Annotated in this window: 9 protein-coding genes, 2 tRNA genes, 4 rRNA genes and 1 pseudogene (1 of these 16 running past the window's edge); 10 read left to right on the top strand and 6 right to left on the bottom strand. The window is 55.1% G+C overall.

Features of this window, described 5'->3' with window-relative positions:
• Positions 1-379: 379 nt before the first annotated feature.
• Complete coding sequence (locus AC3IX4_RS25700) at positions 380-1102, top strand: ArsR/SmtB family transcription factor (RefSeq protein WP_489258115.1); 723 nt, start codon at positions 380-382, stop codon at positions 1100-1102.
• 63 nt (positions 1103-1165) lie between these two features.
• On the opposite strand, the gene AC3IX4_RS25695 is transcribed toward AC3IX4_RS25700, so the two are convergent.
• On the bottom strand, positions 1166-2122 hold the full coding sequence (locus AC3IX4_RS25695; protein WP_489258114.1) for an adenosine deaminase: 957 nt from the start codon (positions 2120-2122) through the stop codon (positions 1166-1168).
• Positions 2123-2243: 121 nt separating this feature from the next.
• On the opposite strand from AC3IX4_RS25695, the pseudogene AC3IX4_RS25690 reads away from it, so the two are divergent.
• Positions 2244-2365, top strand: a pseudogene (locus tag AC3IX4_RS25690) (calcium:proton antiporter); the annotation flags it as partial.
• On the opposite strand, the gene AC3IX4_RS25685 reads toward AC3IX4_RS25690, so the two are convergent.
• The 5 genes from AC3IX4_RS25685 to AC3IX4_RS25665 form a co-directional block, all read right to left on the bottom strand.
• Complete coding sequence (locus AC3IX4_RS25685) at positions 2362-3717, bottom strand: 8-oxoguanine deaminase (protein ID WP_489258113.1); 1356 nt, start codon at positions 3715-3717, stop codon at positions 2362-2364. The pseudogene AC3IX4_RS25690 and the gene AC3IX4_RS25685 sit on opposite strands and share 4 nt — an antisense overlap.
• A 129-nt stretch (positions 3718-3846) precedes the next feature.
• Positions 3847-4533, bottom strand: a complete 687-nt coding sequence (locus AC3IX4_RS25680) for an SDR family oxidoreductase (protein ID WP_489258112.1) — start codon at positions 4531-4533, stop codon at positions 3847-3849.
• A gap of 456 nt (positions 4534-4989) precedes the next feature.
• Positions 4990-5574: an IMPACT family protein gene (locus tag AC3IX4_RS25675; RefSeq protein WP_489258111.1), complete on the bottom strand. Its 585-nt coding sequence runs from the start codon at positions 5572-5574 to the stop codon at positions 4990-4992.
• Positions 5575-5580: 6 nt separating this feature from the next.
• A complete protein-coding gene (locus AC3IX4_RS25670) occupies positions 5581-6249 on the bottom strand; it encodes a TetR/AcrR family transcriptional regulator (RefSeq protein WP_489258110.1) in 669 nt (222 codons plus the stop codon).
• A 92-nt stretch (positions 6250-6341) separates the two neighbouring features.
• Entirely contained in the window at positions 6342-7259 is a 918-nt protein-coding gene (locus AC3IX4_RS25665; RefSeq protein WP_489258109.1) for a LysR family transcriptional regulator, read from the bottom strand.
• Positions 7260-7383: 124 nt separating this feature from the next.
• Here AC3IX4_RS25665 and aptA point away from each other — a divergent pair, with 124 nt between their 5' ends.
• From aptA to AC3IX4_RS25625, 8 genes are all read left to right on the top strand, one after another.
• Positions 7384-8730 carry an omega-aminotransferase AptA gene (gene aptA, locus AC3IX4_RS25660; protein ID WP_489258108.1) on the top strand — a complete coding sequence of 449 codons (1347 nt, stop codon included), beginning with the start codon at positions 7384-7386 and terminating at the stop codon, positions 8728-8730.
• Between the two features lie 64 nt (positions 8731-8794).
• Positions 8795-10288: a CoA-acylating methylmalonate-semialdehyde dehydrogenase gene (locus tag AC3IX4_RS25655; protein WP_489258107.1), complete on the top strand. Its 1494-nt coding sequence runs from the start codon at positions 8795-8797 to the stop codon at positions 10286-10288.
• A 428-nt stretch (positions 10289-10716) separates the two neighbouring features.
• Positions 10717-12253 (top strand): 16S ribosomal RNA (locus tag AC3IX4_RS25650).
• A gap of 65 nt (positions 12254-12318) precedes the next feature.
• Positions 12319-12395 (top strand) — tRNA-Ile (locus AC3IX4_RS25645).
• A gap of 27 nt (positions 12396-12422) precedes the next feature.
• Positions 12423-12498 (top strand) — tRNA-Ala (locus tag AC3IX4_RS25640).
• A 226-nt stretch (positions 12499-12724) separates the two neighbouring features.
• Positions 12725-15619: ribosomal RNA gene (locus tag AC3IX4_RS25635) — 23S ribosomal RNA — on the top strand.
• 150 nt (positions 15620-15769) lie between these two features.
• Positions 15770-15885: ribosomal RNA gene (gene rrf / locus AC3IX4_RS25630) — 5S ribosomal RNA — on the top strand.
• 448 nt (positions 15886-16333) lie between these two features.
• Positions 16334-17047 (top strand): 16S ribosomal RNA (locus AC3IX4_RS25625) (it continues 823 nt past the right edge of the window).
• Together the 16S, 23S and 5S rRNA genes with 2 tRNA genes alongside form the textbook arrangement of a ribosomal RNA operon.

Raw genomic sequence — 17047 nt, 5'->3', positions numbered from 1 at the left:
CTGACGGTATCCGTGGACATTGGGATGAATATAGGGCGATGTATGTTGCGTGCCTTTTAACTTTCTATTGTAGGTATTTGCTGTCATTCGCTTCAGTCAAACTTTGTAGTCTTTGACCGAAGGGGGCGGATTTAATGGTTCTCCCGTGCTAGGCATGCTCCGATGTAAATTATTGTTTCTGACATGAAGTGCTTTTGCTTGAGGCAAGAGCTCCCTTATACGGCCCTGTGCGGTTCTTTTCTCCCAATTCTGTATGAGATTGCCAGCTTATACTGGCCTCCACAGCGAACTGCCCGTGAAAGCTTTCCATGCAAGTAAGCCGAGACGGTGCTGACTTACCTCGTGCCATCGACAGAACGTTTTAACAGGGAGTAAAGACATGGAATATGTATCTTGCATCAGTCAGGTGGCCACGCTTCTGGCCGACCCAAAACGCAGCGCAATGATATGGGCATTGATTGACGGAACTGCCCGGGCCTCCGAGGAGTTGGCACTGCTTGCCGGGTTGAGCCCTTCGTCGGCCAGCGCCCACTTGGCAAGGCTGTCGGCGGGTGGATTGCTCAAGCACGAGTCGCGAGGGCGCAAACGCTTTTTCCGTCTGGCGGCCCCGGAAGTCGGAGCTGCTGTCGAAGCATTGGCCAATGTTTCGGCAGTCAGTGTCGAGCAACAATCCACCGGGCTACCGGACAGCGGCGTGCCGTTGGCACCTTTCCCGATGCGCAGGGCCAGGCTGTGCCATGACCATTTAGGTGGGGAAGTGGCAGCAGACCTGTTCCAGCGTTTGTTGGATGCCGGCTGGATCGAGCTCAATGAGCAGCGGGTGGTGGTTAGCCCCGCCGGCAGTCGTCAGCTGGCGCAGTTCGGCATCTACACACAGGCATTGGTGCAGCGCGGGCGGCAAACCCAATGTAATTGCTGCAGCGACTGGAGTGATCGACGCCCGCACCTGGGCGGCGCATTGGGTGCCAGTCTGATGAAGTTGTTCGTACAGAATGGCTGGTTGAAGCTGATTGATGAAACCCGCGCGCTGCAGGTGACGTCAATTGGGCTGGGGGAGATCAGCAAGATCGCAGTCATGGCCCCTCAAGATAAAGCGGGCTGAAATGGCGCGCGGGGTGAGCGCTCCTGTGGCCTCTGTGCCGCCAAGAGCGCAGCATCGCGCCGATTATGTTGGCTTGACCAACCGTGCATCCAGGCTGTTCTGGGCCAGACGCTTGGCTTGATCCTGTGTCATCCCCAGGTGCGTATACAGGGCATGGAAGTTCTCGGTGACATAACCGCCGAAGTACGCCGGGTCGTCCGAGTTCACGGTCACCTTCACGCCGCGTTCGAGCATGTTGAGGATGTTGTGCTTAGACATGTCATCGAACACGCAAAGCTTGGTGTTCGATAGCGGGCAGACGGTCAGGGGAATCTGTTCGTCGATGATGCGCTGCATCAACCGCTCGTCTTCGATGGCGCGTACGCCGTGATCGATGCGTTGGATCTTCAGCAGGTCCAGGGCTTCCCAGATGTATTCCGGCGGGCCTTCTTCGCCAGCGTGGGCAACGGTCAAAAAGCCCTCGCTGCGGGCACGGTCGAACACGCGCTGGAATTTTCTGGGCGGGTGACCCATTTCCGAGCTGTCCAGGCCCACGGCGATAAACGCCTCGCGAAACGGCAGCGCCTGGTCGAGGGTTTTTTGAGCTTCGTCTTCGCTCAGGTGGCGCAGAAAGCTCAGGATCAGGCCGCTGCTGATACCCAGTTTCTGTTGGCCATCCTTCAAGGCCGAAGCAATGCCATTGAGCACGACTTCAAAAGGAATACCGCGATCGGTATGGGTTTGCGGATCGAAGAACGGCTCGGTGTGAATCACGTTCTGCGCCTTGCAGCGTTGCAGGTAGGCCCAGGTCAGGTCATAGAAGTCCTGTTCGGTGCGCAGTACATCAGCGCCCTGGTAATACAGGTCGAGAAACTCCTGCAGATTGTTGAACGCATAGGCGGTGCGCAGCGCTTCGACATCCTGCCAGGGCAGCGCGATCTTGTTGCGTTCAGCCAGGGCGAACAGCAGCTCAGGTTCCAGAGACCCTTCCAGGTGCAGGTGCAGTTCTGCCTTTGGCAGAGCATTGAGCCAGTCGTACATAGTCATTCTCATCAGGTGCAATGGCGTCATTCTACAGAGTTGTCTATCCCGGCAGGATTACAAGCTGACGTAACGCAGGAAACGTTTCATCAGCAGCTACAGTCAGAATCTGACAGCTGCATTCATCACCCTGATTGTCAGCGCGATCAACCTCAACGATGGCGAAACCAACGCCATCGAAGGGATGATGCGCACTTCGTGCTGTTCGCCACATTTATCATGCTGGCGATGATGGGGCTTTAGCCGGCGATCAGCTCACGTGCGGCCTGGCGGTGGTCGGCGATGAGGTGTTGCACATCCAAGCCGTCGATCTGGCCGTCGATCACTCGCCATTTTCCAGCGATCATCACCCGATCAGCGCGGTCGGCCCCGCACAGCAGCAGTGCCGAGATCGGATCATGGCTGCCTGAAAACCGCAGCTCATCCAACTTGAACAGGGCCAGGTCTGCCTGCTTGCCCACTGCCAGCTCCCCGATATCCTCACGGCCCAACAGTTTTGCCGAGCCTTGGGTGGCCCAGCCCAGCACACGCTCGGGGGTAATGGCTTGGGCTCCATAGCGAAGCCGCTGCAAGTACAGCGCCTGACGGGTTTCCAGGATCATGTTGGAGGCATCGTTGGAGGCTGAACCGTCCACGCCCAGCCCAACGGTGGCGCCAGCATCGGTCAGTTCCAGCGTTGGGCAGATGCCTGAGGCCAGGCGCATGTTCGAACTTGGGCAATGGCAGATGCCCGTGCCGGCAGCGCCTAGGCGAGCGATCTCGTCGGGGTTGAAGTGGATACCATGGGCCAGCCAGGTCCTGGGGCCGAGCCAGCCGACGCTGTCCAGGTAGTCAACGGTTCGCAGGCCGAAGCGCTGCAAGCAGAAGTCTTCTTCGTCGAGGGTTTCAGCCAGGTGGGTATGCAGGCGCACATCCAGCGCCTCGGCCAGTTCCGCGCTGGCTTGCATGATTTGCGGCGTTACCGAGAAGGGGGAGCAGGGGGCCAGTGCAATCTGGATGTGTGCGCCTGCGCCGCGCTGGTGATAGGTCTGGATCAAACGTTGGCTGTCAGCCAGGATCACTTCACCCTGTTGCACCGTCTGTTGCGGCGGCAGGCCACCGTCGGCCTCACCAAGGCTCATCGAACCACGGGTCAGCATGGCTCGCATGCCCAGGGCGCGAACGCTTTCGACCTGGACATCGATGGCATTTTCCAAGCCGTTGGGGAACAAGTAGTGGTGGTCAGCGGCAGTGGTGCAGCCAGACAACAGCAATTCGGCCAGGGCCACCTTGCTGGCGAGCTCGAGCTTTTTCGGTGTCAGGCGGGCCCAGACCGGGTACAGGGTTTTCAGCCAGGGAAACAGCGGCTGATTGACGACCGGAGCCCAGGCGCGAGTGAGGGTTTGATAAAAGTGATGATGGGTATTGATCAGCCCAGGCAGGACCACATGCTCGCGCGCATCGAAGGTTTGGTCACAGGGTTTGGCGGGTACTTGGCCTGCGCCCAAGACTTCTTGGATGACGCCATTTTCCAGCACCAGGCCGCCACGGGCATCCAGGTGGTTGGCAGTGAAGATGGCGAGGGGGTTTTTTAACCAGATACGGATCGCGGGCATGATTGCCGGCTCCTCTGAAAGTGGGTTCAGGTTAGCCAGCTCAGTTTTGCCCTGTCTGCTGATCCAGGTTCGCCGCGGGGCGAGGCGGCCAGTGTACTGCCACGCCCAGGGCGATTCAATGTATGTTGATCACCAGGTCAGGTTTTCACCTTTGTAGTTGATGAAGTGCAGGCCACCCTTACCGCTGTAGTTCTGGATCTGTTCGATCAGCCCGCGAGTGCTGATATCCACGTTAATGTCGGCGCCTTCACCACCCATGTCCGTCTTGACCCAGCCCGGGTGCATGCAAAGCACTGTCAGGCCCGGGTCTGCCAATTGGCTGACGAACGAGTTGGTCATGGAGTTGAGTGCAGCCTTGCTGGCTTTGTAATAGGCAAGCTCAGGTGCGTCCGGGATGGTAATGCTGCCTAGAATCGAACTCATGAAGGCGATCACACCCGTGTTGGCGCGGATTTGCGGCGCAAAGCGTTGGGCAATGCGAACGGGCGCAATGGCATTGGTCAGGAACAGCTCGCCAATTTCATCTTGTCTTGCGGTCTCTGGGTCCTGATTTTCAGGCCCCTTTACACCGGCGTTGACGAAAAGCAGATCGAATTTCTTGTCTTGAAGGTCATTTTGCAGCGCGTCGAGTTGTGCCGTGCTGTTCATTTCCAGCGCCTTGATCGTGACGCCAGGCAACTTGCGCAAGGCATCGACGTTGGCAGGATCACGCACGGTGGCAGTGACTTGCCAGCCATCTTCGATCAAGCGTTCCACCAGGCCCAGCCCCAAACCTCGAGAGGCGCCAATGATCAGGGCGGTTTTGACAGTGCTCATGTATTGCTCCTTTGAACGCAGTGAATAGTTCAGAGCCTGACCGCGCAGGCCTGGAGAAGGTTGGCCTTGAAGCATACTCCAGGGGGTAGCCCGCTGCCTGTATTCATAAAGAGGTGCGGCATGTGGAACAAGCGGGCTGATCAAATATTGATCAGGCTGGGGCGGCCCGTGCTCGATAAGCCGTTGGCCCAAGCGTGCACGGCTTATCCACAGCTTGCTCCACAGGATTTGTGAGCAAGCGAAAACGCTGGGTATAAGAGGCTGGGGGCTATTCCCAATAGAGATATCTGTTGATAACTCACTGATTTACCGTGAAATCCTGTTGAGCAGAGGGCGATTGATCAAAAAACGTCCTGATTCGCCCAGGCCACGGTTTTAAAGGGCTGCAGAAGGATTTGCAGAGCTTATCCACAGTCAGGTGCACAATAGGTGTGGGCAATTTGCAAACGGTTGCGGCTAATCTCGCTGCAACCGAATTCTTCCGCGACTCAGGTCGGCCAACTGGCGTTGCAACGCCTCGATAAACTCATTACCCACCGCCAATTGAAGATCGACCCCATTGGCGGTGAAGTCTTCTTTTACCACCAAGCCATCGAACTCGCCCAGGCGCAGTTTCAGCAGTGCCAGCTCGCTGAAGCTGCAACTGCAGGTCACCGTTACGCGACTTATCAACAACCTTTTTTCGGCCTGCTGCAGGCACTTGTTGGCGCCGCCGCCATAGGCGCGGGCCAAACCACCGGTGCCCAACTGAATACCGCCATACCAGCGAATCACCAATACCACGACTTGGTCGCAATCCTGAGCTTCAATGGCGGCCAGGATCGGCCGGCCGGCCGTGCCACCGGGCTCACCGTCGTCGGTGCTGCGGTAGGTGTCTCCCAGCTTCCAGGCCCAGCAATTGTGCGTGGCATTCAGATCGCTGTTTTGCTCGATAAACGCTTGGGCATCGGCCGGACACGTGATGGGTGCTGCGAGGGTGATAAAGCGGCTCTTGCGAATTTCTTCACGAAACTCGCAAGGGCCGATCAGGGTTGAAGGCATTCTGGGCTACGACTGTAAGAGAGGTGGAGTCAGGCCGCAGCCTTTGAGAATGATGTGAATCATGTTGTTGCTGGCTTCTTCGAAGTCCTGCTTGGTCAGGCGCGTGCGTCCGGTCACCTGGCAGATTTGGGTGGCGAAGTCGGCGTAGTGTTGGGTGCTGCCCCACAGCAGGAAGATCAGGTGGATCGGATCGACGGGGTCCATCTTGCCAGCCGCTATCCAGGCATGGAACACCGCGGCGCGGCTTTGGAACCAGGCGCGGTAGTCCTGGCTGAAATATTCATTCAAGCACTGGCCGCCGCTGATGATCTCCATGGCGAAGATTCGGGAGGCCTGTGGCTGACGGCGGGAAAATTCCATCTTGGCGCGGATATATCGGGTCAAGGCTTCTGCAGGGTCGTCGTTGACGCTCAAAGCGTTGAAGGTGCTGTCCCACAACTCGATGATGTTGCTCAATACCGCAATATACAGCCCCATTTTATTGGTGAAGTAATAATGAAGGTTAGCTTTTGGCAGCCCGGCTTTGAGCGCGATGGTGTTCATGCTGGTGCCCTTGAAACCGTGGCGGGCAAACTCGTCTTCGGCGGCCTTGAGGATGGCTTCTTCGTTCTTCTGCCGAATCCGGCTGGCGGGTTTCGAGGCGAGGGCGCTATGCGCGGGGACTTCAAGGGTCATGGGCGGTTCCGAACTGTTCTTGTGAGCACAACAGGGTGAACTGATAACGCACCCACACGTAACTGACAAGCATTCTTATGGGAATCCTTCGTTCATCGCGTTTGTGCAAGGCTTTCCAGAAAGCTTTCCAACACCAAATGAGGGCGCCTGCCCTTTCGCGTCACCCAAGCAAGGCTCAAGTCATAAAAGCGTTCGTGGGTCTTGAGCGCCCGCAGCCGACCCTGTTGAACCCAAAAACTGGCGTAGTGGTCGGGGAGGAAGCCGATGTAACGGCCGGTCAGAATCAGAAACGCCATCCCTTCGCGATCCGAAGCGCTGGCCGTACAGTTGAGTGCTTGATAAAAGGCCTGAATCTCGGCCGGCAGGCGAAAGGTGGGGGCGATGGCCTCTTGGGCGTTGAGCCGCTGATCGTCCAATTCGTAATCATCGACATAGAACAGCGGATGGCCGACCGCGCAGTAGAGCTGCGAGCGTTCGCTGTACAACGGCTGATACTCCAGGCCCGAGAGTGGGCTGGCCTGAGGTACGACCCCAACGTGCAGGCTGCCGTCGAGTACACCTTGCTCCACTTGGCTGGGAGCGATCATGCGAATATGGATCCGTACATCCGGGCCACGGTCCTTGAGCTGCGCCAAGGCGTGGGTGATGCGCATGTGGGGGAGGGTGACGAGATTGTCGGTCAGGCCAATATTCAACTCGCCACGCAAGTGTTGATGCAGGCCGTTGACCTCGGTACGAAAACTTTCCAATGCGCTGAGCAACTGCAGCGCCGACTGGTAAACCTCGCGGCCTTCTTCGGTCAGCGAAAACCCGGCGCGCCCGCGTTGGCAAAGGCGCAGGCCAAGGCGCTGCTCCAGATCGCTCATTTGCTGGCTGATGGCCGAGCGGCCAATCCCCAGCACGTTCTCTGCGGCAGAAAAGCCACCACACTCAACTACGCTGCGGTAAATCTTCAGCAGGCGGATGTCGAAATCACTGACTTGGGCAAGGGGATCCGGGCGGCGGCTCATAGTTTAGTCATCGGCTAACTGAAGATTAGAAAAGTAGGATTTTTCAGACTTTATCGCCGTGACAACGTAGCTGCAACAGCACTCGTCATCACAACGACCCACAATACCTTGCGAGGTTTTCCCGATGAATCTGCCCGAAAACGCACCGGTCGGTCTGGCCAGCCAGCTCAAGCTCGATGCGCACTGGATGCCGTACACGGCGAATCGCAACTTCCAGCGTGACCCGCGCCTGATCGTGGCCGCCGAGGGTAGCTATCTGGTCGATGACCAGGGCCGCAAGATCTACGACGGCTTGTCGGGATTGTGGACTTGCGGGGCTGGGCATACTCGCAAGGAGATTCAGGAAGCGGTTGCCAAGCAGTTGGGTGTACTCGACTACGCGCCAGCCTTCCAATTTGGGCACCCTCTGTCCTTTCAACTGGCTGAAAAGATCACTGAGCTTACCCCCGGCAACCTGAACCACGTCTTCTATACCAACTCTGGGTCTGAGTGCGCCGATACGGCCGTGAAAATGGTCCGCGCTTACTGGCGTATCAAGGGCCAGGCGAGCAAGACCAAACTGATAGGTCGTGCCCGTGGTTATCACGGTGTCAACGTGGCGGGTACCAGCCTGGGCGGTGTGAACGGCAACCGCAAGATGTTCGGCCAACTGATGGATGTCGATCACCTGCCGCACACCCTATTACCGGGCAATGCGTTCTCCAAGGGCATGCCAGAAGAGGGCGGTATTGCACTGGCCGATGAGATGCTCAAGCTGATCGAACTGCATGACGCCTCCAATATTGCTGCGCTGATCGTCGAGCCGCTGGCTGGCTCGGCGGGTGTGTTACCGCCTCCCAAAGGCTATTTGAAGCGCCTGCGCGAAATTTGTGATCAGCACAATATCCTGCTGATTTTTGATGAGGTGATTACTGGTTTTGGCCGTATGGGCGCCAACTTCGGTGCTGAAGCCTTCGGCGTGACGCCTGATCTTATGTGTATAGCCAAGCAAGTCACCAACGGCGCAATTCCGATGGGGGCAGTGATCGCCAGCAGTGAGATCTATCAGACGTTCATGAATCAACCGACGCCTGAGTATGCGGTGGAATTCCCGCATGGCTACACCTACTCGGCGCACCCGGTAGCCTGCGCCGCCGGTATTGCTGCGCTTGATCTGTTGCAAAAAGAAAGCCTTGTCCAGCAATCGGCCGAATTGGCTCCTCATTTCGAGCAGGTGCTGCATGGCCTCAAAGGCACCAAGAACGTTATCGATATTCGCAACTACGGCCTGGCCGGCGCCATTCAGGTCGCCGCCCGCGATGGTGATGCGATCATCCGTCCCTTTGAGGCGGGGATGAAGCTGTGGAAGGCTGGATTCTACGTTCGCTTCGGAGGCGACACTCTACAGTTCGGGCCAACGTTCAATGCCAAGCCGCAAGACCTTGATCGGCTATTCGATGCCGTGGGCGATGCCCTGAACCAGATCGACTGATCTCGCAAATTTCAGCTGGCGCGCCGACGCGGCCGCCGGCCAATGTTTCCTTTAGGAGTTTTGCATGAGCACTATTCAACACCTGATCAATGGGGACCTTGTCTCTGCGGGCGAGCGCACGGCCGATGTCTTCAACCCCTCGACCGGTCAGGCGATTCACAAGGTGCCTCTGGCCAGCCGGGAGACTGTGCAGCAAGCCATCGATGCGGCATCGGCAGCTTTCCCTGCCTGGCGTAACACGCCACCTGCCAAACGTGCGCAGGTTCTTTTCCGCTTCAAGCAATTGCTGGAGCAGAATGAGGCCAAGATTGCTCAATTGATCAGCGAAGAGCATGGCAAGACCCTCGAAGATGCCGCGGGCGAACTCAAGCGCGGTATCGAAAACGTCGAGTACGCCTGCGCGGCACCGGAAGTCCTCAAGGGGGAATACAGCCGTAACGTTGGTCCCAACATTGATGCCTGGTCTGATTTCCAGCCGCTGGGCGTAGTTGCCGGCATCACACCGTTCAACTTCCCGGCCATGGTTCCGCTGTGGATGTACCCACTGGCGATCGCCTGCGGTAACTGCTTTATCCTCAAACCATCAGAGCGCGACCCGAGTTCCACGCTATATATAGCGCAGTTGTTCCAGCAGGCCGGTTTGCCTAATGGTGTCTTGAACGTTGTTCATGGTGACAAGGTTGCGGTGGATGCCCTGATTGAAGCGCCCGAAGTCAAGGCGCTCAGCTTTGTCGGTTCGACGCCGATTGCCGAGTACATCTATAAAGAAGGCGCCGCACGTGGCAAGCGTGTCCAGGCGCTGGGTGGAGCGAAGAACCATGCCGTACTGATGCCCGATGCCGACCTGGACAATGCCGTCAGCGCACTGATGGGCGCAGCCTATGGATCCTGTGGTGAGCGTTGCATGGCAATTTCCGTGGCGGTCTGTGTGGGAGACCAGGTGGCTGACGCTTTGGTTGCCAAGTTGGTTCCGCAAATCAAGGCGCTGAAGATTGGCGCGGGCACTTCCTGTGGCCTGGACATGGGGCCGTTGGTGACCGGGCAGCATCGCGATAAGGTTGCAGGCTATGTGGAGGATGGCCTGAATGCCGGTGCGGAGCTTGTGGTTGATGGCCGCGGGCTGAGCATTGCCGGGCATGAAGAAGGCTTCTTCCTGGGTGGATGCCTATTTGACCGAGTCACGCCGCAGATGCGCATCTATAAAGAAGAGATCTTCGGCCCGGTGTTGTGCATCGTTCGCGTCAACAGCCTGGAAGAGGCCATGCGTCTGATCAACGAGCATGAATACGGTAATGGCACCTGTATCTTTACGCGTGACGGTGAAGCGGCACGTTTGTTCTGTGATGAAATTGAAGTCGGCATGGTCGGCATCAACGTACCGCTGCCGGTGCCGGTGGCCTACCACAGCTTCGGTGGCTGGAAGCGCTCGTTGTTTGGCGACCTGCATGCCTACGGACCGGACGGTGTACGTTTCTACACTCGCCGCAAGGCAATTACGCAGCGTTGGCCGCAACGCGCTAGCCATGAAGCCTCGCAATTCGCCTTCCCTAGCCTGTAACGGCAGGGGTTGAAGGAAGGGCGGGCCGCAGGCCCGCCCTTTGCTTTCTAAGGCGTATCAGAAGTTGATTGCAGATTTATGAAAATAGCAGTTGACGCACGCTTGGAAATCTATAGAATTCGCCTCCGCTGCCGAGCAATCGCAGTGACGCAAGTGTTTGAAGTTGTTCAGGTTTCTCCTAAAGAACTTCAAAATAAACGCTTGACAGACACAGAGGAAAGCGTAGAATGCGCGCCTCGGTTGAGACGAAAAGCTCTTAACCAACCGCTCTTTAACAACTGAATCAAGCAATTCGTGTGGGTGCTTGTGAAATCAGACTGATCGTCAAAAAGATTATCAGCATCACAAGTGACTATACGAGTAATCATATAGTTCATTTTGAGATTGCTGAGCCAAGTTTAGGGTTTTCTCAAAACCCAAGCAGTATTGAACTGAAGAGTTTGATCATGGCTCAGATTGAACGCTGGCGGCAGGCCTAACACATGCAAGTCGAGCGGAGGAGAGTAGCTTGCTACTCGAATCAGCGGCGGACGGGTGAGTAATACCTAGGAATCTGCCTGATAGTGGGGGACAACGTTTCGAAAGGAACGCTAATACCGCATACGTCCTACGGGAGAAAGCAGGGGACCTTCGGGCCTTGCGCTATCAGATGAGCCTAGGTCGGATTAGCTAGTTGGTGAGGTAATGGCTCACCAAGGCGACGATCCGTAACTGGTCTGAGAGGATGATCAGTCACACTGGAACTGAGACACGGTCCAGACTCCTACGGGAGGCAGCAGTGGGGAATATTGGACAATGGGCGAAAGCCTGATCCAGCCATGCCGCGTGTGTGAAGAAGGTCTTCGGATTGTAAAGCACTTTAAGTTGGGAGGAAGGGCAGTAAGCGAATACCTTGCTGTCTTGACGTTACCGACAGAATAAGCACCGGCTAACTCTGTGCCAGCAGCCGCGGTAATACAGAGGGTGCAAGCGTTAATCGGAATTACTGGGCGTAAAGCGCGCGTAGGTGGTTTGTTAAGTTGGATGTGAAATCCCCGGGCTCAACCTGGGAACTGCATCCAAAACTGGCAAGCTAGAGTAGGGCAGAGGGTGGTGGAATTTCCTGTGTAGCGGTGAAATGCGTAGATATAGGAAGGAACACCAGTGGCGAAGGCGACCACCTGGGCTCATACTGACACTGAGGTGCGAAAGCGTGGGGAGCAAACAGGATTAGATACCCTGGTAGTCCACGCCGTAAACGATGTCAACTAGCCGTTGGAATCCTTGAGATTTTAGTGGCGCAGCTAACGCATTAAGTTGACCGCCTGGGGAGTACGGCCGCAAGGTTAAAACTCAAATGAATTGACGGGGGCCCGCACAAGCGGTGGAGCATGTGGTTTAATTCGAAGCAACGCGAAGAACCTTACCAGGCCTTGACATCCAATGAACTTTCCAGAGATGGATTGGTGCCTTCGGGAACATTGAGACAGGTGCTGCATGGCTGTCGTCAGCTCGTGTCGTGAGATGTTGGGTTAAGTCCCGTAACGAGCGCAACCCTTGTCCTTAGTTACCAGCACGTCATGGTGGGCACTCTAAGGAGACTGCCGGTGACAAACCGGAGGAAGGTGGGGATGACGTCAAGTCATCATGGCCCTTACGGCCTGGGCTACACACGTGCTACAATGGTCGGTACAGAGGGTCGCCAAACCGCGAGGTGGAGCTAATCTCACAAAACCGATCGTAGTCCGGATCGCAGTCTGCAACTCGACTGCGTGAAGTCGGAATCGCTAGTAATCGCGAATCAGAATGTCGCGGTGAATACGTTCCCGGGCCTTGTACACACCGCCCGTCACACCATGGGAGTGGGTTGCACCAGAAGTAGCTAGTCTAACCTTCGGGAGGACGGTTACCACGGTGTGATTCATGACTGGGGTGAAGTCGTAACAAGGTAGCCGTAGGGGAACCTGCGGCTGGATCACCTCCTTAATCGACAGACATCAGCTGCTCATAAGCACCCACACGAATTGCTTGATTCATTGAAGAAGACGATTGGGTCTGTAGCTCAGTTGGTTAGAGCGCACCCCTGATAAGGGTGAGGTCGGCAGTTCGAATCTGCCCAGACCCACCAATTACGTGGTGAACCCTGTAGCGATACGGGGCCATAGCTCAGCTGGGAGAGCGCCTGCCTTGCACGCAGGAGGTCAGCGGTTCGATCCCGCTTGGCTCCACCACCCCCTTTGTTACCATGTCAAAGCTTAGAAATGAATATTCGGATCGAATATTGATTTCTGAACTTTTTCAGAATCGTTCTTTAAAAATTTGGGTATGTGATAGAAAGATAGACTGGACAGCACTTTCACTGGTGTTTGTTCAGGCTAAGGTAAAATTTGTGAGTGATATTGCAAATTTTCGGCGAATGTCGTCTTCACAGTATAACCAGATTGCTTGGGGTTATATGGTCAAGTGAAGAAGCGCATACGGTGGATGCCTTGGCAGTCAGAGGCGATGAAAGACGTGGTAGCCTGCGATAAGCTTCGGGGAGTCGGCAAACAGACTTTGATCCGGAGATCTCTGAATGGGGGAACCCACCTAACATAAGTTAGGTATCCTGCACTGAATACATAGGTGCATGAAGCGAACCAGGGGAACTGAAACATCTAAGTACCCTGAGGAAAAGAAATCAACCGAGATTCCCTTAGTAGTGGCGAGCGAACGGGGACCAGCCCTTAAGTGGCTTTGAGATTAGCGGAACGCTCTGGAAAGTGCGGCCATAGTGGGTGATAGCCCTGTACGCGAAAATCTCTTGGTCATGAAATCGAGTAGGACGGAGCACGAGAAACTTTGTCTGAATATGGGGGGACCATCCTCCAAGGCTAAATACTACTGACTGACCGATAGTGAACTAGTACCGTGAGGGAAAGGCGAAAAGAACCCCGGAGAGGGGAGTGAAATAGATCCTGAAACCGTATGCGTACAAGCAGTGGGAGCAGACTTTGTTCTGTGACTGCGTACCTTTTGTATAATGGGTCAGCGACTTATATTCAGTGGCGAGCTTAACCGAATAGGGGAGGCGTAGCGAAAGCGAGTGTTAATAGCGCGTTTAGTCGCTGGGTATAGACCCGAAACCGGGCGATCTATCCATGGGCAGGTTGAAGGTTGGGTAACACTAACTGGAGGACCGAACCGACTACCGTTGAAAAGTTAGCGGATGACCTGTGGATCGGAGTGAAAGGCTAATCAAGCTCGGAGATAGCTGGTTCTCCTCGAAAGCTATTTAGGTAGCGCCTCATGTATCACTGTAGGGGGTAGAGCACTGTTTCGGCTAGGGGGTCATCCCGACTTACCAAACCGATGCAAACTCCGAATACCTACAAGTGCCGAGCATGGGAGACACACGGCGGGTGCTAACGTCCGTCGTGAAAAGGGAAACAACCCAGACCGTCAGCTAAGGTCCCAAAATCCTGGTTAAGTGGGAAACGATGTGGGAAGGCTTAGACAGCTAGGAGGTTGGCTTAGAAGCAGCCACCCTTTAAAGAAAGCGTAATAGCTCACTAGTCGAGTCGGCCTGCGCGGAAGATGTAACGGGGCTCAAACCAGGTACCGAAGCTACGGGTATCATCCTTTGGATGATGCGGTAGAGGAGCGTTCTGTAAGCCTGTGAAGGTGAGTTGAGAAGCTTGCTGGAGGTATCAGAAGTGCGAATGCTGACATGAGTAACGACAATGGGTGTGAAAAACACCCACGCCGAAAGACCAAGGTTTCCTGCGCAACGTTAATCGACGCAGGGTTAGTCGGTCCCTAAGGTGAGGCTGAAAAGCGTAGTCGATGGAAAACAGGTTAATATTCCTGTACTTCTGGTTATTGCGATGGAGGGACGGAGAAGGCTAGGCCAGCTTGGCGTTGGTTGTCCAAGTTTAAGGTGGTAGGCTGGACTCTTAGGTAAATCCGGGAGTCTAAGGTCGAGAGCTGATGACGAGTTACCCTTTGGGTGACGAAGTGGTTGATGCCATGCTTCCAAGAAAAGCTTCTAAGCTTCAGGTAACCAGGAACCGTACCCCAAACCGACACAGGTGGTTGGGTAGAGAATACCAAGGCGCTTGAGAGAACTCGGGTGAAGGAACTAGGCAAAATGGCACCGTAACTTCGGGAGAAGGTGCGCCGGTGAGGGTGAAGGACTTGCTCCGTAAGCTCATGCCGGTCGAAGATACCAGGCCGCTGCGACTGTTTATTAAAAACACAGCACTCTGCAAACACGAAAGTGGACGTATAGGGTGTGACGCCTGCCCGGTGCCGGAAGGTTAATTGATGGGGTTAGCTAACGCGAAGCTCTTGATCGAAGCCCCGGTAAACGGCGGCCGTAACTATAACGGTCCTAAGGTAGCGAAATTCCTTGTCGGGTAAGTTCCGACCTGCACGAATGGCGTAACGATGGCGGCGCTGTCTCCACCCGAGACTCAGTGAAATTGAAATCGCTGTGAAGATGCAGTGTATCCGCGGCTAGACGGAAAGACCCCGTGAACCTTTACTATAGCTTTGCACTGGACTTTGAATTTGCTTGTGTAGGATAGGTGGGAGGCTTTGAAGCGTGGACGCCAGTTCGCGTGGAGCCATCCTTGAAATACCACCCTGGCAACTTTGAGGTTCTAACTCAGGTCCGTTATCCGGATCGAGGACAGTGTATGGTGGGTAGTTTGACTGGGGCGGTCTCCTCCTAAAGAGTAACGGAGGAGTACGAAGGTGCGCTCAGACCGGTCGGAAATCGGTCGTAGAGTATAAAGGCAAAAGCGCGCTTGACTGCGAGACAGACACGTCGAGCAGGTACGAAAGTAGGTCTTAGTGATCCGGTGGTTCTGTATGGAAGGGCCATCGCTCAACGGATAAAAGGTACTCCGGGGATAACAGGCTGATACCGCCCAAGAGTTCATATCGACGGCGGTGTTTGGCACCTCGATGTCGGCTCATCACATCCTGGGGCTGAAGCCGGTCCCAAGGGTATGGCTGTTCGCCATTTAAAGTGGTACGCGAGCTGGGTTTAGAACGTCGTGAGACAGTTCGGTCCCTATCTGCCGTGGACGTTTGAGATTTGAGAGGGGCTGCTCCTAGTACGAGAGGACCGGAGTGGACGAACCTCTGGTGTTCCGGTTGTCACGCCAGTGGCATTGCCGGGTAGCTATGTTCGGAAGAGATAACCGCTGAAAGCATCTAAGCGGGAAACTTGCCTCAAGATGAGATCTCACTGGAGCCTTGAGCTCCCTGAAGGGCCGTCGAAGACTACGACGTTGATAGGTTGGGTGTGTAAGCGCTGTGAGGCGTTGAGCTAACCAATACTAATTGCCCGTGAGGCTTGACCATATAACACCCAAGCAATTTGACTCGCTCGAATGAGCAGCAGATTGCGGTGTTGTGAAGACGAAACGAACCGAAAGTTTGCAACTCACAAACCATCACATACCCGATTCGCTGGAACGTCGACCGAAGGTTGACGCGCTGGCTACAGAATTTCTTGACGACCATAGAGCATTGGAACCACCTGATCCCATCCCGAACTCAGCAGTGAAACGATGCATCGCCGATGGTAGTGTGGGGTTTCCCCATGTGAGAGTAGGTCATCGTCAAGATTAAATTCCGAAACCCCTATCTGCGTACGCAGGTAGGGGTTTTGTCCTATAAGTATACGCTGCACGTTTTCAGGCCTTGCGCCTGGTGTTAGCGAAGTCTGATTTGAGGTGTTGACAGCGTGTTGAAACGCTGTAGAATTCGCCTCCCGCAACGAGAGATCGAAGCGAGCCAAGTGGTTGAAGTTGTTCAGGTTTCTCCTAAAGAACTTCAAAATAAACGCTTGACAGGCGCAGAGGAAAGCGTAGAATGCGCGCCTCGGTTGAGACGAAAAGCTCTTAACCAACCGCTCTTTAACAACTGAATCAAGCAATTCGTGTGGGTGCTTGTGAAATCAGACTGATCGTCAAAAAGATTATCAGCATCACAAGTGACTATACGAGTAATCATATAGTTCATTTTGAGATTGCTGAGCCAAGTTTAGGGTTTTCTCAAAACCCAAGCAGTATTGAACTGAAGAGTTTGATCATGGCTCAGATTGAACGCTGGCGGCAGGCCTAACACATGCAAGTCGAGCGGAGGAGAGTAGCTTGCTACTCGAATCAGCGGCGGACGGGTGAGTAATACCTAGGAATCTGCCTGATAGTGGGGGACAACGTTTCGAAAGGAACGCTAATACCGCATACGTCCTACGGGAGAAAGCAGGGGACCTTCGGGCCTTGCGCTATCAGATGAGCCTAGGTCGGATTAGCTAGTTGGTGAGGTAATGGCTCACCAAGGCGACGATCCGTAACTGGTCTGAGAGGATGATCAGTCACACTGGAACTGAGACACGGTCCAGACTCCTACGGGAGGCAGCAGTGGGGAATATTGGACAATGGGCGAAAGCCTGATCCAGCCATGCCGCGTGTGTGAAGAAGGTCTTCGGATTGTAAAGCACTTTAAGTTGGGAGGAAGGGCAGTAAGCGAATACCTTGCTGTCTTGACGTTACCGACAGAATAAGCACCGGCTAACTCTGTGCCAGCAGCCGCGGTAATACAGAGGGTGCAAGCGTTAATCGGAATTACTGGGCGTAAAGCGCGCGTAGGTGGTTTGTTAAGTTGGATGTGAAATCCCCGGGCTCAACCTGGGAACTGCATCCAAAACTGGCAAGCTAGAGTAGGGCAGAGGGTGGTGGAATTTCCTGTGTAGCGGTGAAATGCGTAGATATAGGAAGGAACACC

This window comes from Pseudomonas sp. KH_021 (assembly GCF_057838865.1).
This window is presented reverse-complemented; position numbering and strand designations above follow the sequence as displayed.

Coding starts and splice junctions, on each gene's coding strand:
- AC3IX4_RS25680 (WP_489258112.1), bottom strand. CDS start 4,533: ATGAGCACTGTCAAAACCGCCCTGATCATTGGCGCCTCTCGAGGTTTG.
- aptA (WP_489258108.1), top strand. CDS start 7,384: ATGAATCTGCCCGAAAACGCACCGGTCGGTCTGGCCAGCCAGCTCAAG.
- AC3IX4_RS25655 (WP_489258107.1), top strand. CDS start 8,795: ATGAGCACTATTCAACACCTGATCAATGGGGACCTTGTCTCTGCGGGC.
- AC3IX4_RS25700 (WP_489258115.1), top strand. CDS start 380: ATGGAATATGTATCTTGCATCAGTCAGGTGGCCACGCTTCTGGCCGAC.
- AC3IX4_RS25695 (WP_489258114.1), bottom strand. CDS start 2,122: ATGTACGACTGGCTCAATGCTCTGCCAAAGGCAGAACTGCACCTGCAC.
- AC3IX4_RS25670 (WP_489258110.1), bottom strand. CDS start 6,249: ATGACCCTTGAAGTCCCCGCGCATAGCGCCCTCGCCTCGAAACCCGCC.
- AC3IX4_RS25665 (WP_489258109.1), bottom strand. CDS start 7,259: ATGAGCCGCCGCCCGGATCCCCTTGCCCAAGTCAGTGATTTCGACATC.
- AC3IX4_RS25675 (WP_489258111.1), bottom strand. CDS start 5,574: ATGCCTTCAACCCTGATCGGCCCTTGCGAGTTTCGTGAAGAAATTCGC.
- AC3IX4_RS25685 (WP_489258113.1), bottom strand. CDS start 3,717: ATGCCCGCGATCCGTATCTGGTTAAAAAACCCCCTCGCCATCTTCACT.